The 25,487-nt window shown below is 59.7% G+C and carries 15 protein-coding genes and 1 riboswitch; of the genes, 13 read left to right on the plus strand and 2 right to left on the minus strand.

Features of this window, described 5'->3' with window-relative positions:
* The 3 genes from ICA16_RS07550 (at window position 1) to argR (ending at window position 3,132) form a co-directional block, all read left to right on the plus strand.
* Entirely contained in the window at window positions 1-1,113 is a 1,113-nt protein-coding gene (locus tag ICA16_RS07550; protein WP_210700336.1) for a M14 family metallopeptidase, read from the plus strand.
* A 27-nt stretch (window positions 1,114-1,140) separates the two neighbouring features.
* The gene (locus ICA16_RS07555) at window positions 1,141-1,905 is read left to right on the plus strand and encodes an ABC transporter ATP-binding protein (protein ID WP_042607206.1); all 765 of its coding nucleotides are present in this window, start codon (window positions 1,141-1,143) and stop codon (window positions 1,903-1,905) included.
* Window positions 1,906-2,151: 246 nt separating this feature from the next.
* Entirely contained in the window at window positions 2,152-3,132 is a 981-nt protein-coding gene (gene argR / locus ICA16_RS07560; protein ID WP_042560546.1) for a transcriptional regulator ArgR, read from the plus strand.
* Window positions 3,133-3,148: 16 nt separating this feature from the next.
* Here the strand turns inward: argR and ICA16_RS07565 are convergent, their stop codons facing one another.
* Window positions 3,149-10,918: a dermonecrotic toxin domain-containing protein gene (locus tag ICA16_RS07565; RefSeq protein WP_338049914.1), complete on the minus strand. Its 7,770-nt coding sequence runs from the start codon at window positions 10,916-10,918 to the stop codon at window positions 3,149-3,151.
* A 307-nt stretch (window positions 10,919-11,225) separates the two neighbouring features.
* On the opposite strand from ICA16_RS07565, the gene ICA16_RS07570 reads away from it, so the two are divergent.
* From ICA16_RS07570 to astE, 7 genes are all read left to right on the plus strand, one after another.
* The gene (locus ICA16_RS07570) at window positions 11,226-12,446 is read left to right on the plus strand and encodes an aspartate aminotransferase family protein (protein ID WP_150604284.1); all 1,221 of its coding nucleotides are present in this window, start codon (window positions 11,226-11,228) and stop codon (window positions 12,444-12,446) included.
* Between the two features lie 237 nt (window positions 12,447-12,683).
* The gene (aruF, locus tag ICA16_RS07575) at window positions 12,684-13,703 is read left to right on the plus strand and encodes an arginine/ornithine succinyltransferase subunit alpha (RefSeq protein ID WP_042560545.1); all 1,020 of its coding nucleotides are present in this window, start codon (window positions 12,684-12,686) and stop codon (window positions 13,701-13,703) included.
* A gap of 52 nt (window positions 13,704-13,755) precedes the next feature.
* Window positions 13,756-14,781, plus strand: coding sequence for an arginine N-succinyltransferase (astA, locus tag ICA16_RS07580; RefSeq protein WP_150604283.1), 1,026 nt, complete (start codon window positions 13,756-13,758; stop codon window positions 14,779-14,781).
* A complete protein-coding gene (astD, locus tag ICA16_RS07585) occupies window positions 14,778-16,247 on the plus strand; it encodes a succinylglutamate-semialdehyde dehydrogenase (protein WP_210700457.1) in 1,470 nt (489 codons plus the stop codon). Before astA ends, astD begins: the two co-directional genes overlap by 4 nt.
* A 163-nt stretch (window positions 16,248-16,410) precedes the next feature.
* Window positions 16,411-17,757, plus strand: a complete 1,347-nt coding sequence (astB, locus tag ICA16_RS07590) for an N-succinylarginine dihydrolase (protein WP_150604281.1) — start codon at window positions 16,411-16,413, stop codon at window positions 17,755-17,757.
* 57 nt (window positions 17,758-17,814) lie between these two features.
* Window positions 17,815-18,105 (plus strand): topoisomerase II, encoded by a 291-nt coding sequence (locus ICA16_RS07595; RefSeq protein ID WP_150604280.1) that lies wholly within the window; start codon window positions 17,815-17,817, stop codon window positions 18,103-18,105.
* Window positions 18,106-18,117: 12 nt separating this feature from the next.
* On the plus strand, window positions 18,118-19,128 hold the full coding sequence (astE, locus tag ICA16_RS07600) for a succinylglutamate desuccinylase (RefSeq protein ID WP_210700338.1): 1,011 nt from the start codon (window positions 18,118-18,120) through the stop codon (window positions 19,126-19,128).
* Between the two features lie 179 nt (window positions 19,129-19,307).
* Here the strand turns inward: astE and ICA16_RS07605 are convergent, their stop codons facing one another.
* The gene (locus ICA16_RS07605) at window positions 19,308-19,817 is read right to left on the minus strand and encodes a 6,7-dimethyl-8-ribityllumazine synthase (RefSeq protein ID WP_210700339.1); all 510 of its coding nucleotides are present in this window, start codon (window positions 19,815-19,817) and stop codon (window positions 19,308-19,310) included.
* Between the two features lie 103 nt (window positions 19,818-19,920).
* Window positions 19,921-20,093, minus strand: a riboswitch (FMN riboswitch).
* A 198-nt stretch (window positions 20,094-20,291) separates the two neighbouring features.
* On the opposite strand from ICA16_RS07605, the gene ltaE reads away from it, so the two are divergent.
* From ltaE to ICA16_RS07620, 3 genes are all read left to right on the plus strand, one after another.
* Window positions 20,292-21,296 (plus strand): low-specificity L-threonine aldolase, encoded by a 1,005-nt coding sequence (gene ltaE / locus ICA16_RS07610; protein WP_210700340.1) that lies wholly within the window; start codon window positions 20,292-20,294, stop codon window positions 21,294-21,296.
* A gap of 146 nt (window positions 21,297-21,442) precedes the next feature.
* Window positions 21,443-24,061, plus strand: a complete 2,619-nt coding sequence (alaS, locus tag ICA16_RS07615) for an alanine--tRNA ligase (protein WP_150616090.1) — start codon at window positions 21,443-21,445, stop codon at window positions 24,059-24,061.
* Window positions 24,062-24,153: 92 nt separating this feature from the next.
* The gene (locus ICA16_RS07620) at window positions 24,154-25,395 is read left to right on the plus strand and encodes an aspartate kinase (RefSeq protein ID WP_042560536.1); all 1,242 of its coding nucleotides are present in this window, start codon (window positions 24,154-24,156) and stop codon (window positions 25,393-25,395) included.
* Window positions 25,396-25,487 lie beyond the last annotated feature (92 nt).

Here is a 25,487-nt window from a genome sequence, read left to right on the forward strand (position 1 = left end):
ATGGAACGCATCGATCACGTATTACCGTGGAGCCATCTGGGCAGCGAGCGCAAGATTTCGGTGTTCCGCTTCGGCAAAGGCGAGCGCAAGGCCTACATTCAGGCCAGCCTGCACGCTGATGAATTGCCCGGCATGCGCACCGCCTGGGAGCTGAAAAAGCGCCTCGGCGAACTCGAAGCCAAGGGCTTGCTCAACGGCGTGATCGAACTGGTGCCGGTGGCCAATCCACTGGGTCTTGGGCAATTGCTGCAAGGCAATCACCAGGGCCGTTTCGAGGCGGGCAGCGGCAAGAACTTCAACCGTGATTTCGTTGAGCTGAGCGCGCCGGTTGCGGCAGCTTTGGCCGACAGCCTCGGTGATGATCCACACGCCAACGTTCGCCTGATCCGTCAGGCGATGGCTGATCATCTGACGGCGTTGCCTGCGGCGAGCAGCCAGTTGCAAGGCATGCAGCGCGTTTTGCTCAGCCATGCCTGCACCGCTGATGTGGTGCTCGACTTGCACTGCGACACCGAAGCCGCGCTGCACATGTACGCGCTGCCGCAGCACTGGCCGCAGTGGCGTTCGCTGGCCGCGCACTTGAATGTGAAGGTCGGCTTGCTGGCGGAAGATTCCGGCGGCAGCTCCTTCGACGAAGCGTGTTCGCTGCCGTGGTTGCGTCTGTCGCGGCAGTTCCCCGATGCGCAGATTCCATTGGCGTGCCTGGCGACGACGATTGAGCTGGGCGGGCAGGCCGACACCGGCCGCGCCGAGGCCGAGGGGTATGCTGAAGGCATTCTGGCGTTCCTCGCCGAGCAAGGTTTGATTACCGGCGAGTGGCCGAATGCGGCGCACGAAGCGTGCGAAGGCATGCCGTTTGAAGGCACAGAGTTGCTGTTCGCGCCCCACCCGGGCGTAGTGAGTTTTCTGCGTAAACCCGGCGAGTGGGTTGAAGCCGGTGACGAGATTTTTGAAGTGATCGACCCTGTGTCCGATCGGGTCAGCACGGTATGTGCTGGTACGTCCGGGGTGCTGTTTGCCATTGAACGGCTGCGCTATGCCCAACCCGGTTTCTGGCTGGCCAAGGTGGCGGGGCGCGAAGCGCTGCGTCACGGGCGCTTGCTCAACGACTGACTGACTGTTTTTGTGAGAACCGACCGCATGTACAAACTTGAAGTCCAAGACCTGCATAAACGCTATGGCAGTCACGAAGTGCTCAAGGGTGTTTCCCTGAAAGCGGCAGCCGGCGATGTGATCAGCATCATCGGCTCCAGTGGCTCCGGCAAAAGTACTTTCCTGCGCTGCATCAACCTGCTCGAGCAGCCGCACGCGGGCAGGATTCTGCTCAACAACGAAGAGCTGAAACTGGTCGCCAACAAGGATGGCGCGCTGAAAGCCGCTGATCCGAAACAGCTGCAACGCATGCGTTCGCGCCTGTCGATGGTGTTCCAGCATTTCAACCTGTGGTCGCACATGACCGCGCTGGAAAACATCATGGAAGCGCCAGTGCATGTGCTCGGCGTCTCCAAGGCCGAAGCCCGCGAGAAAGCCGAGCACTACCTGAACAAGGTTGGCGTGGCGCATCGCAAAGACGCGTTCCCGGGACACATGTCCGGTGGCGAGCAGCAGCGTGTGGCGATTGCCCGTGCGCTGGCGATGGAACCGGAAGTGATGCTGTTCGACGAACCGACCTCGGCGCTCGACCCGGAACTGGTCGGCGACGTGTTGAAGGTAATGCAGGCGCTGGCTCAGGAAGGCCGCACCATGGTGGTGGTCACCCACGAAATGGGCTTCGCCCGTGAAGTGTCGAACCAGTTGGTGTTCCTGCACAAAGGTGTTGTCGAGGAGAGCGGTAACCCGCGCGAAGTGCTGGTCAATCCGCAATCGGAACGTTTGCAGCAATTCTTGTCGGGTAGCCTCAAGTAAACGGGTCTGCCGCTTTGCACTGAAATAGTGCATGCTCCGCAGCCTGAAGGCTGGCTACAATTCCTGTGGGAGCTGGCTTGCCAGCGATAGCGGTGGGCCAGTTGGCATATCTGGTGCAGATACACCGCCATCGCTGGCAAGCCAGCTCCCACAATGGATCTGCGCCGGTTTTGCGATTTACGTTCATTTACGGGCTAGCATTGGCCCATGCCTTCATCACCGTTGTTCGTTTCGGATCGCCCACCCATGACTGCCCATCGAATTGGTTTCCTGATTTGGCCCAGCACTAAAGCGTTGACGCTGGCGCTGGCGGAGGAGGCCTTGCGTGTTGCCCAGCGTGTGCATCCGGACGTGGTCTACGAACTGTCGTTCTTGCAGGCCGAGCCGCCGAGCGACGGCGCCTGGCAATTACCCGGCGAACCGTGGGCCGGCAAGCTGGAAAACTTCCAGAAACTGTTTCTGGTCGCCGACGAGCCGCCGACGACCCTGGCCCCGGCACTCAGCAGTGCGCTCAAGCAACTGGTGCGTGCCGGTTGCGTGATTGGTGGTTTGTCCGCCGGTGTGTACCCGTTGGCGCAAATGGGTTTGCTCGACGGTTACCGCGCGGCGGTGCACTGGCGTTGGCAGGACGATTTTGCCGAGCGCTTTCCGAAGGTCATCGCTACCAGTCATCTGTTCGATTGGGATCGTGATCGCCTGACCGCGTGCGGCGGCATGTCCGTGCTCGATCTGCTGCTGGCATTGCTGGCCCGTGATCACGGTGCAGAGTTGGCCGGTGCCGTTTCGGAAGAACTGGTGGTCGAACGCATCCGCGAGGGCGGCGAGCGTCAGCGCATTCCGTTGCAGAATCGCCTCGGCTCCAGTCATCCAAAGCTCACGCAAGCCGTGTTGCTGATGGAAGCCAATATCGAAGAACCGCTGACCACCGACGAGATCGCCCAGCATGTGTGCGTGTCCCGTCGGCAACTCGAGCGGATCTTCAAGCAATACCTCAACCGTGTGCCGAGCCAGTACTACCTGGAACTGCGCCTGAACAAGGCCCGGCAAATGTTGATGCAGACCAGCAAGTCGATCATCCAGATCGGCCTGTCGTGTGGCTTCTCCTCGGGGCCGCACTTTTCCAGCGCCTACCGCAACTTCTTCGGTGCCACGCCGCGGGAAGATCGCAACCAGCGGCGCAGCAGCAGCCCGTTCGAATTGTCGTCGGTGCCGTCAGAGCGCGGCTAACCGTCCTCAGCCTCAATCATGCCGAGGGCTGCGAGGAGTCGATCGACATCGTCGACCCATCCGTTTCCGCGGAGGCGGATGACGATCCGGATGGCGGCGGAGCACGCTCTGCCAGTGCGACACTTCTTCTGAGTCGATAACTTTCCACGCGTTGCGCACTTTGCGCAGATAGCGGGTTGCCGCTGAAATCGAACTCGGTGGTGCTGGCGTCCCAGAAGTTTTCGGGTATCTCGACAATGGCATTGTTGGAGAAGTTGACGTACTCCAGCCGCTGCACGGGGAGTGTTGGTGGCAACTCGCTGATGCCCGTGTTGCTCAGATCCAGCCAGTACAACTTCTCCAGCCTGCCAACATCGGGAGTGAGGCCAAGCGGGTTGTTTCTTAGAATCAGCGCGTTGAGATTGCTTTTCGTGGCCAGCGCCTCGACGCTGGCCGGGGTCAGTGTGATATTGCAGTCCCGAAGGCTCAGTGCTGTCAGTTTTTCCATGGACAGTACGGCGGCTGGAATGTCGTTGAGTTGATAACCTTGAATTGCCAGTTTTTCCGCGTCAGGAAAGAGATTCAGGAACTGGCCGATGCGCGACGGCACCCCAGAGCCGTTCGCCATGATGATGGTGCGTACATGCGCAAAGTCCGCCGTCGGTGTGGGCAGATCACTCGTCAAAGGCACCTCTAACGTGAAGTCAAATTCGTCCTGCCCCTGCTCCGCGATACGGCGCCAGCAGTTTTCCAGGTTTTGCTTGAGAGACTGTCGGTTGACTTGTTCCTGTCGCAGGGCGTCCCCCGTCAGTGGACTGTGGCTGGACGGATCCAGCGGTGTCTCGTTGACCCAGGACTCAAGCTCTTGAGTCAGGGTGGCGAGCTCAGTGTTGCGACGCATCAGTTCGATACGGCCATCGGCCAGCGTGCCGGGCAGGCTGTAGACGAGCCCGCTGATTTGGCCGTCGGTCAACCTTGGGTAAAGCGTAAGGGCCAGTTCCCTGTCCATGGCTTCGACCGGCACGTTGAATGCGTAGCCATTGGTTTGGTAGCAGGTTTTGATCCGCTCCCGGGTAGCCGCAGAGACCGGGTTGTCATGCAAGTCGATACTCCAGCCGACGTCGTCGGGAAAGTTGAACAGATCATCGGGCAGTTCGCTGATGTTGTTCTCATTGAGCAATGCTTCCTCCAGATTGGGCAGGCTGGTGAGTCCCGGTGGTATTCGGTCGATCAAGGTTTTGGAGAGATCCAGGAACATCATTTCCGTCAGCGCCGAGACGTCTGGCACATCGACCAATGGATTGTTGTGCAGAACCAATGTCCTGAGTCGCGACAGTGAAGACAGCGCAGCCTGCCCATCGGCATCGAAAGTGATCCCGCAGTTGCGCAGCTTTAGCGATACGAGCGTGGGCATACGCCTTAAGGCCTGAGGTATTCGCCCCAAGGCAAAGTTATGCAGCTTCAATCTGTTCAGTCCACTGAAGCTGCGCAGAAATCCATCGGACATCTTGAGCGAGGGATTGCCCAGCAGTTTCAGTTGGGTGATGTGACTGAAATCAGCCGTCAAGCTCGGCAGGTCGCCGACAAAGTCGAGTCGCGTTTCCAATAGGTCGGGCGGCAGGTCGGTCGGGTCGACAAATCGGCTGCGCCATAGGCGTTTCAGTTTTGTGCCCAGATCCTTTCTGAGTGCCCGTTGTAGATCTCTTGCCTGAGTACTGTACAAACTCCCGGTGGACGGATTGCGCCTCGGTACGTTCCCGGTCCACAAGCGCAGGTCTCGCTTCAGGGTTGCCAGTTCCGCTTCCCAGTGCAGCAACTGCGCGCGGCCAGCCTCGAGAGTGCCCGGCAGTGAATAGATCATGTGGACGGCACCTTCGGTGCTCAGCGCCCGGAACATTTCCTGGGCTTTGGCGATGTCTGCCGCCTCCGGCAGCACGTTGAAATGGTTGGCGTCGCGGTAGTTGTCCTTGATTCGCTGGCGACTGGCTGCCGACAACGGATTGCGTGAGAGGTCGGTGCCCTTGCCAATATCAAAGTAAGCCTCAAGGAAAGTATCAGGCACATCGACTATCTGGTTGCCATCAAGCTTGAGGGTGCGCAGATTGGGATGATCAGCGACGCCGCTTGGCACGCTGGAAATCCCGGTGTCGGATAAGCGAACGTCGTTGAGATACGGCAGCGTTTCCAGATCGGGCGCCGTGCCCAGCGAGTTGAAGCGCAGGTCAAGCAGTTGAAGTTCGCCAAAGGATTCAAGCACGCTCTGACTGCCGGCTGTCATTGCCACGCCGCAGTTGTTCAAAGTCAACTCTTTGAGTTCCGGCAATCGTGAGAGGTTGTCCGGCACGCGACCCAGTGCGAAATCGCGCATCTTCAAAATTTGTGCATGAGGGAACAGGTCCAGGAATTCGCCGAGGTCTCTGATGGTCGCGTTGCCGGTGAAATCAAGCGTAAGCACGTGACTGAAGTCGGCCGTCAGATTTGGCATGTCACCTGAGAAACCCAGATTCGCTTCGAAGATATCGTTGCGCATGCCGGTGTCCGATCGGCTTTCCCATAATCGCAGCACCTGCTCGCGAAATTCCGATCGTGCCCGGTAGTCGTCGTAGAGCTCGAGGGGTGTTCGCTGTACGCCCGTCACCGGGTGAGTCGCCGAGCTCTGGGTGGTCCACGCAGAGAGCTCCGACCTCAGGGTCTCCCGCTCTGCTCTCCAGTGCCGTAACTGATTTCGGCCCTGCGCCAAGGTACCGGGCAGGCCGTAAATCATATCGCTCGCGCCTTGCTCATCGAGCGCTGGAAACAGTTGCCTGGCCAGTTCTATATCGAATGGATCCGCCGGTACTTCAAAGTCGTGACTGGTCTCGCGGAAGTAGGTTTTTATCCGGTTGCGCGATTCGATGGACAGTGGGTTTGCGGCGAAGTCGAACCCGCGAGTACGGCCCTGTGGTAACTCGAACATCGCCTCTGGCAGCTCAGTGATCAAGTTGTCGCGCAGCGTCGCCTTGTGCAGTTCTGGAAGGTCGAGAAATCCTGGCGGCACCTGGCTGATGTAGGTCGAGGACAAATCCAGAGTCTTGAGAGTGGGCAGCAGTTTCAGATCGAACAGGTAACCTATGGGATTGCCGCTCAAATCGAGCACCTCGATCTGGTTCATGGTGAGCAGTGCCGCCTCATTTTCAGGCGTCAGTACGAGGTCGCAATTTTTCAGCTCCAGCGTGGTGAGGCCTGACAGGTCGAGGCTGGGCAGGTCACTCGGTTCCAGATCGAAGGAGCGCAGTTCAAGAATTCTCAGATTGGGGAACCGCTGCAGGAATGGTGAGATCGCCGTGATGTTTTTGTTGCCGTTGAGCGTTAGGCGGGTGACATGACCGAAGTCCGCGCTGAGCACCGGCATGTCCCCCATGAACTCAAGGTTTGCTACCAGATGATTGTTTCTGGCGTTGAAATTGCCAGGCAACCGGCTGCGCCAGAAGCTTTCCATTTTTTCGGCAAATTCCTCCCTTGCCAGTAGCTCGCTTACCTGCTCGTTGAAACTCAACGTGCGGTCGCTGCCGGGGGAGCGCTCGGGAATCCGGTTTTTCCATTGCGCGAGCTCGCCGCGCAGCACCGTGACTTCGGCTTGCCATTCGCTCAGTCGGGTTCGCCCCTCAGCCAGGGATCCTGGTAATTCATAGAGCAGATGGTTGGCTTGATCTTCGGTCAGAGCGGGAAAGAGCTCCGTCATGCGCTGGAGGTCAGCTTGCTCGATCATCACCCCGAAGTTTTGCCGTGTCCGGTTGTAGACGGTCTTCACTGCCTCCCGGCTTACGGCCGAGAGCGGGTTGCCGGCAAAGCTGAATTCCCCGGTGACCGGGTCGGATGACGACAGCAGTTCCAGGGGGATTTCCGTGATCTGGTTGCCGTCAAATTTACCGGCAAAAAGACTCGGATGGCTGACAAGACCGGACGGCGCTGCGCTGATGTCGGTGTTGTCGAGGTTAAGGAAGTGCAATGAAGGCAGACCCTGAATGTCAGGTGCTATGCCCAATGGGTTGCCTTGCAGGTCGAGCACCGCAAGGTGTGACATGGCGGGGAAGCGGGGGGCGTCTGCACCGGAGAGGCTTATGCCGCAATTGCGCAACGTCAGATGTTGTAGCTGTGGCATGGCACTCAAGGATTGTGGCAGTCGGGGCATGTTCAGATCATGCAAGTCCAGGGAGCGCAGGGAGGGGAAATTCTGCAAAAATCGGTCAACGCCGAGAGTGCCTGGGCTGCCTTGTAAGGAAAGCAGGGTGACATGGCTGAAGTCGGCATCCAGTGTGGGCAGTTCGCCGATCAGCGGCTCTGTAATCTGCAACATGTTGCCGCCGGCGCTTCCTTCCCGGCGCCAGCAACGCTCGACGGCTTTTTTGAACAGGGCGCGGTTCTGCAGCAGGGCCCGCTGCTGGGTGTATGTCAGCGGTGGATCGGTAGCCGGAATCTCATTCAACAATGCGTCTCTCCAGAGTCGCAAGCCATCCCTGAGTTGAGTGAATTCCGTGCGCAAACGCGCCAGTTCGTTGCTCAGGCCTGCCGGTTCATGCTGGAACCGGGCTGCGAATACCCGCGCTTCTTCGGCGGTAAAGGCCGGATATATTGCCCGCACCCTTGCCACATCAGCCGCGATGCCAGTCGGCTCATAAGACGGATAATCCCCTAAAACGCCCACGGCTCCACGCTGACCGTCACGCCCCAAAAGGCGCAACGTGTCCAGGGGCGGTTCCGGGATCGGCTCCGGGAAAATCGCCAGACGCAGCTCGCTTCGTTCCATCGGTCGCTCGCGGATTGTCGCTTTGAGCCTGTCGCCCTGGCCAATCTGAATGTTCAGGTTTTGCCGCTCGCTGTCGGGCAGGGCGTACAGAATGCTCGAATAAAAATCAGTGGCCGAGTGCAGCTCCTGACCTAGATCGTCGAAAGGCTGGTACGTCCCATCGGTTTGCCGCACCAGAACCTTCAGAAAGGACGCATCCCCGTTTCCTGTGCTGTCGAGCAATCGTCCTTTGTAATGCCCGTCACGAATCTCCAGCCGCACGTCGCCACTCCAGCCGGGGACTCGTTTGAGACTGTGCAGCGCCAAGGTGTCAGCATCCGGATTGTTCACCGAGTCCAGTTCCAGCCCTTCAAAGGCGCGGGTGACACGCAGCTCTTGATTGGCCAGTTGCATGAGCGCCTGTTGGCGCGGGGGCAACTGCCCCTCGCTGATTTGCACAAGCTCGTCTCCGGTCGCGGTGTCGAGCAGTTCGCGGGTGACGCTGGCGGGTAAGCCCGAATCGTGTTGTGCGAGCAGGTTAGCCAGCGGATCGTCATTGCGCTGAAGGGCGTCGTAGCGGGATTCGAAGATTGAAGTTCGCTGCTGTGTGGCGATCTGTGCCAGCTGTCTTCTCAGCTTCTGGCTGCGCACATCCAGCGCCAGTGTCGGGCTGGCGAACGACTCACCGAGCAAATCCTTGACTTGCTGTTCGTCGAGGACGGAGAGCAGGGTCTTGAGCAGGTCGCCGTCCTTGAGGCTGTCTTGGCGAATGGTTGTCAGCGGCAGGCTCTCATCGCTGGACGACTGCCAGACGAGTTCGCCCTCAGGGTCGAGCAGGCGTAAGCGCTGGCCCTTCGGCCAACGTCCATGTTCGGCCAACAGTTGCAGCTGCAGAACAGGATCAGCGCGCAAATACGCCTCGGGCAATTCGCTGTGTAAATCATCGGAAAAGCGTTGCAGGTCCTGATCAATCTTGAAGCGCTGGATGCTGTCCGACAGCGGCGGGGGGATCGTTTCCTGATCGACGTGCATGGTGCGCAGGACTTCTTCGTCGAGGCCGCTGACCTGCAGGATCGTTTCACGCTGCGCCGCAGAAAATGATTCGACCGAGTGGCCGATCCGCCGCAGGGCTGTCGGCCTGTCCCACTCCTGCGGCTGTTCGATTTCGCTGTGCCAGGCACCTTCGCCGTTGTGGCGCACCTTGGGTTGATAGGCTTCAGGCCGGGTAGGATGGGCAATCCGGTATTCACCGGCATCAGCTGTTTCGCTCACGGCAAAATGCGCGTCATCAAGGGGCAGCATGTGCCGGCCCTCGTGTGCGTGCAAGCCCAGTTCATTCGGTGCGGAATTTGCGGCGGGCGAGGCTGTGTGCTCGTACCGGGTCAGGTCCGGTTCCCAGTATTTGGTCTTGCCGCTGGGCATTTCGACAGGCTTGAAGCGGTCGATGAATTCGACGATTTCCTTGGGCAGGATGTTGCGAAACTCGGCCGCGCCAATCGCCCCGCCGATGGCAAATGTGCCCAGCTGAATCAGTGATTCGAGTGTGCCCATCAGGTAGGTGAACGCTTCGGTGGTTCGCCCTTGCGCCCAGGCAAGGATGCCCTCGAACACTTCGTCGAGCATTTGATACGCCATGTAGGCCATCATCAACTCGCCCAGGCCGGGTACAAACGGCGCGACGATGAACGCGACGGTCTGCAGGATCGTCGAGACAATATTGACGACCGAATCCCAGAACGCCCAGCGTGCTTTCTGGTCGACCAAGGCGGTCGGCACGGCGATGGCCGCGGCATCATTGAGGATCTTGTTCAGCTTGCTCTGGTAGAGGTGTTGCCACAGTGGTGCGTTGATCGGCGTAACGGACAGTTGCAGTTTGGGCCGTTCGCGTGGGGAATCTCGCCATGGTGGTTCGCTGCTGCCGGCCACCGGTGCGTGCCACTTTACCTCGCTCAGTCGACTGTTAAGCGTGGCGAAAAAAATACCGTGCTGCTCAAGGTTGACGAACCGGCTGAAGAATTTTTGATAATCACGGGAACGCAGTTGACGGGTGAGCTCGATGAGCATCTCTATGGTCGAGGCATACTCCTTGATCGGGTGCTCGGTGTCATCCGGCACATAGGCGACCAGTCCTGCCGACGTCCGTGATTCCAGCAGGTCGGGAGCAAAAACGACAATGCCGGTCAGGGGCATTTCCAGCATCGTCATGTCGTAGCATTTCAGTCCTTGCCGATCAGGTTGTGTGTCCGGCGTTTCTTCGAGCAGGCCGCCGATCTCCAGGAAGTAGTCCTCGCTGATGTCACCGCTCATTCGTGCCCATTGCAGGGCGGCTTTCATCGCGGCTTTCTGGCTCTGGTCGATTTTCAGTCGCAGCACTGCTGCGCCGACGGGATTGGTGTTACCGAAACTCTCGCGCAGATAGGTCTGGTATTTGGCGCCTATATCCAGCTCCCGGCACAGCTTGGTAAACGCCGCGATGCTCAGCTTGGCGTTAAGCGACGGCAAGGTATCGAACTGTCCTCTGGCATCGGGTTGGGTGATGAAGGTCGACTCGGGGTCATAGGCGGTGTCTTCGGTTTCCGCTTCCTCGAAGTTGTGCAACGCCGCCTCAAGTAACGAGACCGTCCAGGCGCGGGCACCAGTCTTGATCGCAAACCATGGGGTTTTCGCGGGAATGTAAAGCCGCACGAAGGTTGTCCTGAGGTTCAGCTCCAGGTCGAATTTCTCTTTCAGCGCTGCCCCCAGCAACGGTTCGGCGAAGGCGCTGGCATCCTGCAGCTGCTCCAGGCGTTTCTCGACATCGTTTTGCGCGGTCCAGTGCGCAGCGTTCAAGGTCATGAGAGCCCGATGCTTGTCGTCCGTGGCCGTTTGCAGTTTGGGCGGCAGGAAGGGGGCCTGGCGCCCGAAGGCCTCGCGCTTGGCGGCAGACGCATTGCCGAGCCAGTCGGGGATGGCGGCTTTGAGCGGCAGATAATGGTTATCGGGGTGTTCGCGTTGGGGCGATTCGAGAGGATGCGCGGTTCGCCGTTCTGTGACTGGGTGCATGGGGGGCCATTCCTTGGCGTCTGGAAAGGCCCCAGCAAATCAGAATCATGCGATGGCGGTGCGGTACATATATATATCTGTGGCGCCGGGTTGAATTGATATCCTCCCGGGCCTGCCGCAAATCGGCGGAGGCAGTTTAAACTGCGCCTTTGCGACGTTATTTGTCGCATTGCCGTAAACCCGGAAAAATCCGGGGTTGGCGCTATAAGAAGTTGTCGCCTGGCGGCAAGGCCGGGCCGATAACTGTCCTTACAATCCCCCCATCGCTCGCCAGTTTCCGGCGGGTGGCCCTCATCAGGAGACTCCGATGTCCGTTGAGCACGCTGCGGTACAACGCGCCGATTTCGACCAGGTTATGGTTCCCAACTACGCGCCTGCCGCTTTCATTCCGGTGCGTGGCGCCGGTTCCCGTGTCTGGGACCAGGCCGGCCGCGAGCTGATCGACTTCGCCGGCGGCATCGCCGTCAACGTATTGGGCCATGCGCATCCGGCGCTGGTCGGTGCCTTGACCGAGCAAGCGAACAAGCTGTGGCACGTTTCCAACGTGTTCACCAACGAACCAGCCCTGCGCCTGGCGCACAAGCTGATCGACGCCACGTTCGCCGAGCGCGTGTTCTTCTGCAACTCCGGCGCTGAAGCCAACGAGGCCGCGTTCAAGCTGGCCCGTCGTGTTGCATTCGACCGTTTTGGCAGCGAGAAATACGAAATCATTGCCGCGCTGAACAGCTTCCACGGCCGTACCCTGTTCACCGTTAACGTCGGTGGCCAGTCGAAGTACTCCGACGGTTTCGGCCCGAAAATCACCGGTATCACCCACGTTCCTTACAACGATCTGGCTGCGCTGAAAGCCGCCGTTTCCGACAAGACCTGCGCGGTTGTGCTGGAACCGATTCAGGGCGAGGGCGGCGTGCTGCCGGCCGAGCTGGCTTACCTGCAAGGCGCCCGTGAACTGTGCGACGCGAATAACGCGCTGCTGGTGTTCGACGAAGTGCAAACCGGCATGGGCCGCAGCGGCAAGCTGTTCGCCTACCAGCATTACGGCGTGACCCCGGACATCCTGACCAGTGCCAAGAGCCTGGGCGGTGGTTTCCCGATCGCAGCCATGCTCACCACCGAAGCGCTGGCCAAACATCTGGTCGTCGGCACCCACGGCACCACATACGGCGGCAACCCGCTGGCGTGCGCGGTGGCAGAAGCGGTGATCGACGTGATCAACACCCCTGAGGTGTTGAGCGGTGTGAATGCCAAGCACGACAAGTTCAAGGCACGCCTGGAGCAGATCGGCGAGAAGTACGGCCTGTTCACTCAGGTGCGTGGCCTCGGTCTGCTGATCGGTTGCGTGCTGAGCGATGCCTGGAAAGGCAAGGCCAAGGACATCTTCAACGCCGCTGAACAAGAAGGCCTGATGATTCTGCAAGCCGGCCCGGACGTGATCCGTTTCGCCCCGAGCCTGGTGGTGGAAGACGCCGATATCGATGCCGGCCTCGACCGCTTCGAACGTGCTGCAGCAAAACTGACGCAAGCCTGATAGACCCTTCGGCGCCTGAACATTTCAGGCGTCGATCAAAATTTTTTAATACCGGTCCAAATCAATGTTGGATTGAACCTGTGGTGAGGGGATTTATCCCCGATGGGCTGCGCAGCAGACCCAGCCTTTTTGGGGGTGCTGCGCGCCCCATCGGGGATAAATCCCCTCACCACAACGGCTCACTCCTGCAACGTCCGGTGTTTTTTCTGTGAATTTATAAGAGAAAGGAGTGACACCATGCTGGTGATGCGCCCCGCGCAAATGGCTGATCTGGGCGAGGTACAGCGTCTGGCTGCGGACAGCCCGATTGGTGTCACTTCCTTGCCGGATGACGTGGAACGTCTGAGCGACAAGATCGCTGCGAGCGAAGCCTCGTTCTCTGCCGAAGTGAGCTTCAACGGTGAAGAGAGTTACTTCTTCGTTCTCGAAGATACCGCCACCGGCAAACTGGTCGGCTGCTCGGCCATCGTTGCTTCTGCCGGTTACTCGGAACCGTTCTACAGCTTTCGCAACGAGACCTTCGTCCACGCGTCCCGCGAACTGAAGATCCACAACAAGATCCACGTGCTCTCGCAGTGCCACGACCTGACCGGCAATAGCTTGCTGACCAGTTTCTATGTGCAGCGCGAGTTGGTGGGGTCGCCGTGGTCCGAGCTCAACTCCCGTGGCCGTCTGTTGTTTGTTGCCAGCCATCCGGAGCGTTTTGCTGATTCGGTGGTGACCGAGATCGTCGGTTACAGCGACGAGAATGGCGACTCGCCGTTCTGGGATGCCATCGGTCGCAACTTCTTCGACCTCAACTACGCTGCGGCTGAACGCCTGTGTGGCCTGAAGAGCCGGACGTTCCTCGCCGAGCTGATGCCGCATTACCCGATCTACGTGCCGCTGCTGCCGGATTCCGCCCAAGAGGCGATGGGGCAGGTGCACCCGCGTGCGCAGATCACCTTCGACATCCTGATGCGCGAAGGCTTCGAGACCGATCACTACATCGATATTTTCGACGGTGGCCCGACCCTGCATGCGCGCGTTTCGGGGATCCGTTCGATCGCCCAGAGCCGCGTCGTGCCAGTGAAGATCGGCGAGCCGGTCAAAGGTGCCGGGCGCCAGTATCTGGTGGCCAACGCGCAGTTGCAGGATTACCGCGCCGTGTTGCTCGAGCTGGATTACGCGCCGGGCAAACCGGTGACCCTGGATCTGGAAGCGGCCGAAGCCCTGGGCGTCGGTGAAGGTGCCAGCGTGCGCCTGGTGGCGGTTTAACGCCTTAGCGAGTTTTACGGGTGGCCGAAGGCGGCCCGTTTGAGGAGATAGCATGATTGTTCGTCCCGTACGCAGCAGCGATTTATCCGCGCTGATCGACCTGGCCCGCAGCACCGGCACCGGCCTGACCACGTTGCCGGCCAACGAAGAACGCCTGACCCACCGGGTTGGCTGGGCCGAGAAGACCTTTCGCGGCGAAGCCGGCCGTGGCGATGCGGACTACCTGTTCGTGCTCGAAGACGATGATGGTCGCGTGGTGGGGATTTCTGCCATTGCCGGCGCGGTCGGTCTGCGTGAGCCCTGGTACAACTTCCGTGTCGGCCTGACCGTCAGCGCTTCGCAAGAGCTGAACATCTATCGCGAGATTCCGACGCTGTTCCTGGCCAACGACCTGACTGGCAACTCCGAGCTGTGCTCGCTGTTCCTGCACGCCGATTACCGCAACGGTCTCAACGGTCGCATGCTGTCCAAGGCGCGGATGCTGTTCATTGCCGAGTTCCCGGAACTGTTCGGCAACAAGATCATTGCCGAGATGCGCGGCGTGTCCGATGAAGCCGGCCGTTCGCCGTTCTGGGAAAGCCTGGGGCGCCACTTCTTCAAGATGGAATTCAGCCAGGCCGATTACCTCACCGGTGTCGGCAACAAGGCATTCATTGCTGAACTGATGCCGAAATTCCCGCTGTACACCTGCTTCCTGTCGGAAGACGCGCGCAGTGTGATCGGCCAGGTTCACCCGGACACCGAACCGGCGCTGGCGATGCTCAAGAGCGAAGGCTTCAGCTATCAGGGTTACGTCGACATCTTCGATGCCGGCCCGGGAATTGAATGCGAGACCAGCAAGATCCGCGCGGTGCGTGACAGCGAAGCGTTGGTGCTGGCCATTGGTACGCCGGGCGATGACGCTACGCCGTTCATCATCCATAACCGCAAACGCGAAGATTGCCGCATCACCGCCGCGCCGGCCCGTCTGGCTGCCGGCACGCTGGTGGTCGATTCGCAGACTGCCAAACGTCTTCAACTCAACGCAGGCGACCAGGTTCGCGCCGTGGCGTTGTCCGCTGCTCGGGAGTCGAAATAATGAATTCGCTATACATCGCAGGTGAATGGCTGGCCGGCCAAGGCGAAGCCTTTCAATCGCTGAACCCGGTGACCCAGCAAGTGCTGTGGTCGGGGGAGGGCGCTACCGCCGCTCAGGTTGAGTCGGCGGTGCAGGCTGCACGTCAGGCGTTTCCGGAGTGGGCGCGTCGTACGCTGGAAGAGCGCATCAGCGTTCTTGAAGCGTTCGCCGCAGCGCTGAAAAACCACGCTGACGAACTGGCTCGTACCATCGGTGAGGAAACCGGCAAACCGTTGTGGGAAGCCGCGACCGAAGTCACCAGCATGGTCAACAAGATCGCGATCTCGGTGCAGAGCTACCGCGAACGCACAGGCGAGAAGAGCGGCCCATTGGGCGACGCCACCGCTGTATTACGCCACAAGCCGCATGGCGTGGTGGCGGTGTTCGGCCCCTACAACTTCCCCGGTCACTTGCCGAACGGTCACATTGTGCCGGCGCTGCTGGCCGGTAACAGCGTGCTGTTCAAGCCAAGCGAGCTGACGCCGAAAGTCGCCGAGCTGACGGTCAAGTGCTGGATCGAAGCCGGTCTGCCCGCAGGCGTGTTGAACCTGCTGCAAGGCGCTCGCGAAACCGGCATCGCGCTGGCCGCGAATGCTGGTATCGACGGTCTGTTCTTCACCGGTTCGAGCCGTACCGGCAATCATCTGCACCAGCAGTTCGCCGGTCGTCCGGACAAGATTCTTGCTCTGGAAATGGGTGGCAACAATCCACTGGTAGTCGATCAGGTTGCTGATCTGGATGCGGCGGTTTACACGATCATTCAGTCGGCGTTCATTTCTGCCGGCCAGCGCTGCACCTGCGCCCGTCGTCTGCTGGTGCCGCAAGGCGCGTGGGGCGACAGCCTGCTCAAGCGTCTGGTTGAAGTGAGCGCGACCATTGAAGTCGGTGCATTCGATCAGCAACCAGCGCCGTTCATGGGTTCGGTGATTTCCTTGGGCGCTGCGAAAGCGCTGATGGATGCTCAAGAACATTTGCTGGCCAGCGGTGCTGTGTCGTTGCTGGCAATGACTCAGCCGCAAGCGCAAGCCGCACTGCTGACGCCGGGTATTGTTGATGTGACCGCGGTCGCCGAGCGCCCGGACGAAGAACTGTTCGGCCCGCTGCTGCAAGTGATCCGTTACGCGGATTTCGAAGCGGCGATCAGCGAGGCCAACGACACCGCTTACGGTTTGGCGGCGGGTTTGTTGTCGGATTCTGAAGATCGCTACCAGCAATTCTGGCTGCAAAGCCGCGCCGGTATCGTCAACTGGAACAAGCAACTGACGGGCGCTGCGAGCAGCGCACCGTTCGGCGGTGTGGGGGCCTCTGGCAACCATCGCGCCAGCGCCTACTACGCAGCAGATTATTGCGCGTACCCGGTGGCGTCGCTGGAAACGCCGAGCCTGGTGATGCCTGCGACGTTGACGCCTGGCGTGAAGATGGCGTGATGCCCATCGCTGGCAAGCCAGCTCCCACATGGAATGCGTCGTACACAAAATCTGTGAACACCGCTAACCCTGTGGGAGCTGGCTTGCCAGCGATGGCCTCACCTCGGTCTCAAAGAATTGTTACTCGATGCCTATAACAACAGATTCTCGTGGAGCCTCGCTGATGAAATCCTATGAAGTCAATTTTGACGGTCTAGTGGGGCCGACCCATAACTACGGCGGTCTGTCCTACGGCAACGTCGCGTCCCAGAGCAACAGCCAGCAATCCTCGAACCCGAAGGAAGCGGCGCTGCAAGGCCTGGCGAAAATGAAAGCGCTGATGGAAATGGGCTTTCAGCAAGGCGTACTGGCACCGCAGGAACGTCCGGACGTGGCCGCACTGCGCCGTCTGGGTTTTAGCGGCACCGACGCTCAAGTGATCGAGCGTGCCGCCAAAGAAGCGATGCCGCTGCTGGTTGCCAGTTGCTCGGCATCGAGCATGTGGGTGGCCAACGCTGCCACCGTCAGCCCGAGCGCCGACACCGCTGACGGTCGTGTGCATTTCACCGCCGCCAACCTAAACTGCAAATATCACCGCAGCATCGAGCACCCGACCACCAGCCGCGTACTCGGCGCGATGTTCGCCAATCAGCAGCACTTCGCCCATCACGCGGCGCTGCCGGCAGTGGCGCAGTTCGGTGACGAAGGCGCAGCCAACCACACGCGTTTCTGCCGTGAATACGGTGAGGCAGGTGTCGAGTTTTTCGTGTTCGGTCGCAGTGCCTTCGACAACCGCTACCCGGCGCCGCAGAAGTACCCGGCGCGCCAGACTCTGGAAGCGTCGCAAGCTGTTGCGCGTCTGCACGGTCTGCGTGACGAAGGCGTGGTTTACGCGCAGCAGAATCCGAGCGTGATCGATCAGGGCGTTTTCCATAACGACGTGATTGCCGTGGGTAACGGCGAGGCGCTGTTCTATCACGAGGACGCGTTCCTCGACACCGAGCAGATGCTGGCCGAGTTGCAAGGCAAACTCGCCAGGGTCGGCGGCAATTTCCAGTCGATCTGTGTGCCGCGTTCGGCGGTCACCGTGGATGACGCGGTGCGTTCGTACCTGTTCAACAGTCAGCTGCTATCGCGTCCTGATGGCTCGATGCTGCTGATCGTGCCGCAAGAGTGCCAGGCCAATGAGCGGGTGTGGAATTACCTGCAAGGCCTGACCAGCTCCGGCGGCCTGATCCGCGAAGTGAAGGTGTTCGACCTCAAGCAGAGCATGCAGAACGGCGGTGGTCCGGCGTGCCTGCGACTGCGCGTCGCGCTCAACGAAACCGAACTGGCGGCGGTCAACCCAGGCGTTATCATGACGGCCCCGTTGTACGGTTCGTTGACCGCGTGGGTTGAAAAGCACTACCGCGACCGCCTGAGCGAAACCGATCTGGCGGACCCGCAATTGCTGCTTGAATGCCGGACGGCACTGGATGAACTGACGCAAATCCTTAAACTGGGCGCGGTTTATCCATTCCAGATCAATTGATGGCCGGCGCGTCGTCTGAACGCGGCGCGCGGCTTGTCTCCCCAAGAGAGTAAAAACATGAGCGATTCCCTGCAGCTGATCCTTGAAGACACCGACGGCACGCAACTGGAAACTTCCTGCACCCGCGTCGCGGTCCTGTGGCAAGGCAAAGAGCTGTGGATCCAGCAGGACGGCCGCGGCCAGCTGTTGATCGGCGTAGACGTTGAAGAAGGTGATGCCGAGTACGCCAACCTGCTGTTGCGCCCATTGGCGACTAATCTGGTAAGTCTGCAACTGGAAATGGAACCGGCCGAAGTCGGCGACGACGAAGATCACGTGCACGGCCCGGATTGCAACCACGACCACTAAGGAAACCGCTCTATGCTCGCCCTCGGCAAACTGCTTGAACTGACCCTCGCCGGCCGCGAACCGGCGGAGAAGACTCAACTGACTGTCGAAGGCGTGCGCATGCGCTGGTTGAGCGAGGGCGCGCTGGAAGTCCGGCCTCCCGAAGCTCGCGACAATGGCCTGGACCTGCTGCTGTCGGCAGGCATCCATGGCAACGAAACAGCGCCGATCGAGTTGCTTGATCGGTTGCTGCACGACATCGCTCGCGGCGATCTGAAGCCGCGCGCACGCATTCTGTTCCTATTCGGCAACCCCGAGGCGATTCGCAAAGGCGAGCGTTTTATCGAGCAGGACGTCAATCGGTTGTTCAACGGCCGTCATGAACAAAGCAGTGGCAGCGAAGCGCTACGTGCCTGTGAGCTGGAACGATTGGCGGCGGTGTTCTTCAGCCAGCCGGATCGCCAGCGTTTGCACTACGACCTGCACACAGCGATTCGTGGCTCGAAAATCGAGCAGTTCGCCTTGTATCCGTGGAAGGAAGGTCGCCAGCATTCACGTCTGGAACTGGCGCGGCTGCGCGCTGCCGGCATGGAAGCGGTGCTGTTGCAGAACAAACCGTCGATCGTGTTCAGCTCGTATACCTACGACAAGCTCGGCGCCGAGGCCTTCACGCTGGAGTTGGGCAAGGCGCGACCGTTCGGGCAGAACGATGGGGTCAATGTTTCGCTGCTGGAAACCCGTCTGAAGCAGATCATCGAAGGGACTGAGCCGGAGGTTGCCGCAGAAGGGCTGGACGGTCTGCAGCTGTTCAGCGTGGCGCGGGAAATCATCAAGCACAGCGATGCGTTCCGCTTGAACCTGCCGCAGGACATCGAAAACTTTTCAGAGTTGGAAATGGGTTACGTGCTGGCCGAAGACCTGGCCAATACCCGCTGGATCATCGAAGAGCCGGGCGCCCGGATCATCTTCCCCAATCCCAAGGTCAAGAACGGCTTGCGAGCGGGCATCCTGATCGTCCCGACTACCGACGAAAACCTCGCCTGAATTCAGCACATTCCCCCGTAGGAGCTGCCGAAGGCTGCGATCTTTTGATCTTAAAAGACAAGATCAAAAGATCGCAGCCTTCGGCAGCTCCTACAGGTGATGATCGTTCCCCGCGAATCGGTACGCAGAATGTCTATTGAGGCATTCCCGGGCGATGCATGGGAACGATCATTAGTGGTTTAGACCGCTACCGCACGCGGCTCACTGCGGCGCAGCGCACGCACCTTCATCAGTGTATCCGCACACGTCTTCGCCGCTTCCTGACCCTTGTGCACAAAGTGCTCGAAGAAGAACTTCTGGTGTTCTTCGCCGGCATGGAAGTGGTGCGGGGTGAGTGATACCGAGAACACTGGCACTTCGGTTTCCAGCTGAACCTGCATCAGGCCGCTGACGACCGACTGGGCGACGAACTCGTGACGGTAGATCCCGCCGTCCACCACCAGGGCTGCTGCAACGATACCGGCGTAACGACCGGTTTTGGCCAGCAGCTTGGCGTGCAGGGGCATTTCAAAGGCACCGCCGACTTCGAAGAAGTCGATGTCCGATTCCTGATACCCCTGAGCAAGCATTTCGGTGATAAAGCCTTTGCGGCTCTGATCAACGATTTCCTTGTGCCAGCAGGCCTGGATGAACGCGACGCGCTCGCCGTGAGGGTGTTTGCTTTTGCTGTCGATAGCGGTGGGTTGCATGTTCTGACTCCTGTTTGTGTGAAAAACAGGGCGTTATGAATCGAAAGGGATTCAAGGGTACGCACGCTTGCACGAATGCACGCGGACGGCCCTCTGGCGTTAATCCCGTTCTCTCTTCATCCGGACTATGACCGTCGGCCCCGGGATCACACCGGGTCTGCTGACCTTGCCGTCGATCACCGGCCAAAGCCGTGTTCGTCGTCAAGCGCTCGCGGGCTATGCGCGTTGCGCGCAATTACCGCCGGTGGGGAATTGCACCCCGCCCTGAGAACGTTTTTGCCGCCCCTTTTTGGGCGACGCAGCGTTTTTAACACAGATTGTGTATCCGTGCATTGCGCCTATCTGATGATTGTTATCGAGTTTTTTGAACGCTCGTGTGGTGTTTTCCTGCGCCAAGGGTTGATTAATCGCCGCGATGACCGCAGTAATTCACCCTCGCAAAGGGATTTCCCCTGCTGACTTGAGGCCAGGTTCATGAGTGTTATCGATCTTCGCAGCGACACCGTCACCCAACCGACTCCCGCCATGCTCGACGCGATGACCGCGGCAGACACCGGTGACGACGTCTATGGCGAAGATCCGACGGTCAATCGTCTGGAAGCGGAACTGGCAAAACGGCTGGGATTCGCTGCCGCGTTGTTTGTGCCGACGGGCACCATGAGCAACTTGCTGGGCTTGATGGCGCATTGCGAGCGCGGTGACGAATACATCGTCGGCCAACAGGCGCACACCTATAAGTACGAGGGCGGTGGCGCGGCAGTGCTCGGTTCGATTCAGCCGCAGCCGCTGGAAGTTCAGGCTGACGGTTCCCTGGATCTTGCGCAGGTCGCGGCGGCAATCAAACCCGATGACTTCCACTTCGCCCGGACCCGGCTGCTGGCGCTGGAGAACACCATGCAAGGGAAAGTGTTGCCGCTGGAGTATCTGGCCCGCGCGCGCAAATTCACCCAGGACAACGGTCTGCAACTGCACCTGGACGGGGCGCGTCTGTATAACGCGGCGGTCAAATTGGGCGTTGATGCCCGGGAAATCACCCAGCATTTCGACTCGGTGTCGGTGTGCCTGTCCAAAGGCCTTGGCGCGCCGGTTGGCTCGGTGTTGTGCGGTTCGGTCGAGTTGATCGGCAAGGCTCGGCGCCTGCGCAAAATGGTCGGCGGCGGTATGCGTCAGGCGGGACTGCTGGCGGCGGCGGGGCTGTATGCGCTGGATCACAACGTCGAGCGTTTGGCCGATGACCACGCCAACGCGCAATTTCTCGCCGAAGGCTTGCGTGGTGCCGGCTTCAGCGTCGAACCCGTGCAGACCAACATGGTTTATGTGCAGGCAGGCGACAATGCCGAGGCCATCAAGGCGTTTGCCGCCGAGCGCGGGATCAAATTGAGCGCCGCCGCACGTCTGCGCATGGTCACGCACATGGACGTCAATCGCTCGCAAATCGAACAAGTTATCGCGGCATTCGTCGAGTTTTCGCGCAAGTGACAGCGTTACCCGTCCAATTGACCGTTTCTATCGTATAAACACGCTGTACCCCGCGCGCAGGGCCGATATAATGCGGCCCTTTGCCGTCGCTTCGTCTGTTGACGTTTCGAACAGGCCTTTGGCCGCAGCCTCCGTGGAAGAACCTAATGAAAAGCGCAGAAATCCGTGAAGCCTTCCTTCGCTTCTTCGAAGAGCAAGGCCACACCCGTGTAGCCTCCAGCTCTTTGATTCCGGGCAACGACCCAACCCTGCTGTTCACTAACGCGGGGATGAACCAGTTCAAGGACTGCTTCCTGGGCCAGGAAAAACGTGCGTACACCCGTGCAACCAGCAGCCAGAAGTGCGTGCGTGCCGGTGGCAAGAACAGTGACCTGGAAAACGTCGGTTATACCGCTCGTCACCACACGTTCTTCGAAATGCTCGGCAACTTCAGCTTCGGTGACTATTTCAAGAAAGACGCGATCACTTACGCGTGGACCTTCCTGACCGGCGTTCTGCAACTGCCAAAGGAAAAACTCTGGGTCACCGTGTACGCCTCGGACGACGAAGCGTATGACATCTGGACCCAGCAAATCGGTGTGCCGGTCGAGCGCATGATCCGCATCGGCGACAACAAGGGCGCGCCTTACGCGTCCGACAACTTCTGGACCATGGGTGATACCGGCCCGTGCGGCCCTTGCACCGAGATTTTCTACGATCACGGCGACCACATCTGGGGCGGCCCACCGGGTTCGCCGGAAGAAGACGGCGACCGTTACATCGAGATCTGGAACAACGTGTTCATGCAGTTCAACCGCACCGCCGATGGCGTGTTGCATCCGTTGCCAGCGCCGTCGGTCGATACCGGCATGGGCCTGGAGCGGATCAGTGCGGTGATGCAGCACGTCAATTCCAACTATGACATTGACCTGTTCAAAAACCTGCTCAAGGCTTCGGCTGAAGCGATCGGCTGCGAAAATGGCGATCAGTCTTCGCTCAAGGTTGTGTCCGACCACATCCGTTCGTGCGGTTTCCTGATCGCCGACGGCGTAACACCATCCAACGAAGGTCGCGGCTACGTGCTGCGCCGGATCATCCGTCGCGCCTGCCGTCACGGCAACAAGCTGGGCGCCACCGGCAGCTTCTTCTACAAGATCGTCGCGGCACTGGTTGCCGAGATGGGCGATGCGTTCCCGGAACTGAAGAAGCAGCAGAGCAATATAGAGCGCGTGCTCAAGGCCGAAGAAGAGCAGTTCTCCAAGACTTTGGAGCACGGCCTGAAGATTCTCGAACAGGATCTGCTGGAACTCAAAGGCACCGTGGTGCCGGGCGACGTGGTCTTCAAACTCTACGACACCTACGGTTTCCCGATGGACCTGACCGCGGACATCGCCCGCGAGCGCAGCCTGACCGTCGACGAAGCCGGTTTCGAGCGTGAGATGGAAGCGCAGCGCGTCCGCGCACGTTCGGCCAGCTCGTTCGGTCTGGATTACAACACGTTGGTCAAGGTTGATGTGGCCACCGAGTTCACCGGCTACGCCGCGACCAGCGGTTCGGCCAAAATCGTTGCCATCTATAAAGAAGGCCAATCGGTCGACGTACTGAGTGAAGGCGAAGAGGGCGTGATCGTTCTCAACCAGACCCCTTTCTACGCCGAATCCGGTGGCCAGATCGGCGACTGCGGTTTCCTTCAGGCCGGCAACGCACGTTTCGATGTGCGCGACACCACCAAGACTGGCGGCGCGTTCCTGCACCACGGCGTGTTGGCGTCGGGCAGCCTGACCATCGGCGCGCCGGTTGAAACCCACGTTGATGCCGAAGTGCGTCACGCTACTGCGCTGAACCACTCGGCGACGCACTTGTTGCACGCCGCATTGCGTCAGGTGCTGGGCGAACACGTTCAACAGAAGGGCTCGTTGGTCGACAGTCAGCGCCTGCGCTTCGACTTCAGCCACTTTGAAGCGATCAAGCCTGAGCAAATAAAAGCACTGGAAGACATCGTCAACGCCGAGATTCGCAAGAACTCCGCGGTTGAAACCGAAGAAACCGACATCGAAACTGCCAAGAACAAAGGCGCGATGGCGCTGTTCGGCGAGAAATACGGCGACAACGTGCGCGTGCTGAGCATGGGTGGCTCTTTTTCCGTCGAGCTGTGTGGCGGTATCCACGCCAACCGTACCGGCGACATCGGCCTGCTGAAAATCATCAGCGAAGGCGGTGTGGCATCGGGCGTGCGTCGTATCGAGGCAGTTACCGGTGCAGCCGCACTGGCCTACTTGAACGCTGCAGAAGAACAACTCAAGGAAGCGGCCAGCCTGGTCAAGGGCAGCCGTGACAACCTGATCGACAAGCTGTCGGCTGTGCTGGAGCGCAACCGTCTGCTGGAGAAGCAACTCGAGCAGTTGCAGGCCAAGGCTGCCAGCGCTGCAGGCGACGATCTGTCGGCTTCGGCACTGGATGTCAAAGGCGTGAAGGTATTGGCCGTGCGTCTCGACGGTCAGGACGCCAAGGCGCTGCTGGCGCTGGTCGATCAGCTGAAAAACAAACTCGGCCGCGCAGTGATCCTGCTCGGCAGTGTCCATGAGGAAAAGGTCGTTCTGGTTGCAGGCGTAACCAAAGACCTGACTGGCCAACTCAAAGCCGGTGATTTGATGAAACAGGCTGCTGCGGCAGTGGGCGGGAAGGGCGGTGGTCGTCCGGACATGGCGCAGGGCGGCGGTGTCGACGCCGGCGCGCTGGATGGCGCACTGGCGCTGACCGTTCCATTCGTCGAGCAAGCTTTATAAGACAGTCCGTCGGCCCCGCAGTCTAGTGGCGGGCCCGACGGCTGTTTGAGTTGATTATTTGGGCGCCCTTCATGGGCAGAGGCGGCTTTGAAATGGCTTTGATCGTACAGAAATTTGGAGGCACCTCGGTCGGCACTGTCGAGAGAATCGAGCAGGTCGCCGACAAGGTTAAGAAATTCCGCGATGCCGGCGATGACCTGGTGGTCGTGCTGTCTGCAATGAGCGGCGAAACCAACCGTCTGATCGATCTGGCCAAGCAAATCAGTGGTGACGGTCAACCGGTTCCGCGTGAGCTGGACGTGATTGTTTCCACCGGTGAGCAGGTGACGATTGCCCTGTTGGCCATGGCGCTGATCAAGCGCGGTGTGCCGGCGGTGTCGTACACCGGTAATCAGGTGCGGATCCTGACGGACAGCGCACACAATAAAGCGCGTATCTTGCAGATTGATGACCAGAAGATTCGCGGTGATCTGAAGGCAGGCCGCGTTGTTGTTGTCGCCGGATTCCAGGGTGTCGACGAGCACGGCAATATCACCACGCTGGGGCGTGGCGGTTCGGACACTACCGGTGTGGCATTGGCTGCAGCGCTGAAAGCTGATGAATGCCAGATCTACACCGATGTCGATGGTGTCTACACCACCGACCCGCGTGTGGTGCCGGTGGCTCAGCGTCTGGACAAGATCACCTTCGAAGAAATGCTGGAAATGGCCAGCCTCGGTTCCAAGGTGTTGCAGATCCGTGCGGTGGAATTCGCCGGCAAGTACAACGTACCGCTGCGCGTACTGCACAGCTTCAAAGAGGGTCCGGGCACCCTCATTACTATTGATGAAGAGGAAACCATGGAACAGCCGATCATTTCCGGCATCGCTTTCAATCGCGATGAAGCCAAGCTGACCATCCGTGGCGTGCCAGACACCCCGGGTGTGGCGTTCAAGATTCTTGGTCCGATCAGTGCCGCGAACATCGAAGTCGACATGATCGTGCAGAACGTTGCGCACGATAACACCACCGACTTCACCTTCACCGTGCACCGCAATGACTTCCAGGCCGCACAGACCGTGCTGGAAAACACCGCTCGCGAGATCGGTGCCCGTGAAGTGGTTGGCGACATCAAGATTGCCAAGGTCTCGATCGTCGGTGTCGGCATGCGTTCCCACGCAGGCGTGGCCAGCCGCATGTTCGAATCGCTGGCCAAAGAAAGCATCAACATCCAGATGATCTCGACGTCGGAAATCAAGGTTTCCGTGGTCATTGAAGAGAAGTACCTGGAACTGGCCGTGCGCGCCCTGCACACGGCTTTCGAACTGGATGCTCCGGCCCGTCAGGGCGAGTAATTCCGCTTCTTGAAGGGCGCGGTCTGACCGCGCCCTTTATTTTTTGAATGGCGCGAGCCCTGATCTGTTCTTTTGCTCGCGCTGGTCAATAC

It is taken from the genome of Pseudomonas anatoliensis, assembly GCF_017976235.1.
In the GTDB taxonomy this organism is placed as follows: domain Bacteria; phylum Pseudomonadota; class Gammaproteobacteria; order Pseudomonadales; family Pseudomonadaceae; genus Aquipseudomonas; species Aquipseudomonas anatoliensis.

What these genes read in the sequence shown, in the direction of transcription:
- ICA16_RS07550 (WP_210700336.1), top strand. Translation starts at nt 1, where the DNA reads ATGGAACGCATCGATCACGTATTACCGTGGAGCCATCTGGGCAGCGAG.
- ICA16_RS07555 (WP_042607206.1), top strand. Translation starts at nt 1,141, where the DNA reads ATGTACAAACTTGAAGTCCAAGACCTGCATAAACGCTATGGCAGTCAC.
- argR (WP_042560546.1), top strand. Translation starts at nt 2,152, where the DNA reads ATGACTGCCCATCGAATTGGTTTCCTGATTTGGCCCAGCACTAAAGCG.
- ICA16_RS07565 (WP_338049914.1), bottom strand. Translation starts at nt 10,918, where the DNA reads ATGCACCCAGTCACAGAACGGCGAACCGCGCATCCTCTCGAATCGCCC.
- ICA16_RS07570 (WP_150604284.1), top strand. Translation starts at nt 11,226, where the DNA reads ATGTCCGTTGAGCACGCTGCGGTACAACGCGCCGATTTCGACCAGGTT.
- aruF (WP_042560545.1), top strand. Translation starts at nt 12,684, where the DNA reads ATGCTGGTGATGCGCCCCGCGCAAATGGCTGATCTGGGCGAGGTACAG.
- astA (WP_150604283.1), top strand. Translation starts at nt 13,756, where the DNA reads ATGATTGTTCGTCCCGTACGCAGCAGCGATTTATCCGCGCTGATCGAC.
- astB (WP_150604281.1), top strand. Translation starts at nt 16,411, where the DNA reads ATGAAATCCTATGAAGTCAATTTTGACGGTCTAGTGGGGCCGACCCAT.
- ICA16_RS07595 (WP_150604280.1), top strand. Translation starts at nt 17,815, where the DNA reads ATGAGCGATTCCCTGCAGCTGATCCTTGAAGACACCGACGGCACGCAA.
- astE (WP_210700338.1), top strand. Translation starts at nt 18,118, where the DNA reads ATGCTCGCCCTCGGCAAACTGCTTGAACTGACCCTCGCCGGCCGCGAA.
- ICA16_RS07605 (WP_210700339.1), bottom strand. Translation starts at nt 19,817, where the DNA reads ATGCAACCCACCGCTATCGACAGCAAAAGCAAACACCCTCACGGCGAG.
- ltaE (WP_210700340.1), top strand. Translation starts at nt 20,292, where the DNA reads ATGAGTGTTATCGATCTTCGCAGCGACACCGTCACCCAACCGACTCCC.
- alaS (WP_150616090.1), top strand. Translation starts at nt 21,443, where the DNA reads ATGAAAAGCGCAGAAATCCGTGAAGCCTTCCTTCGCTTCTTCGAAGAG.
- ICA16_RS07620 (WP_042560536.1), top strand. Translation starts at nt 24,154, where the DNA reads ATGGCTTTGATCGTACAGAAATTTGGAGGCACCTCGGTCGGCACTGTC.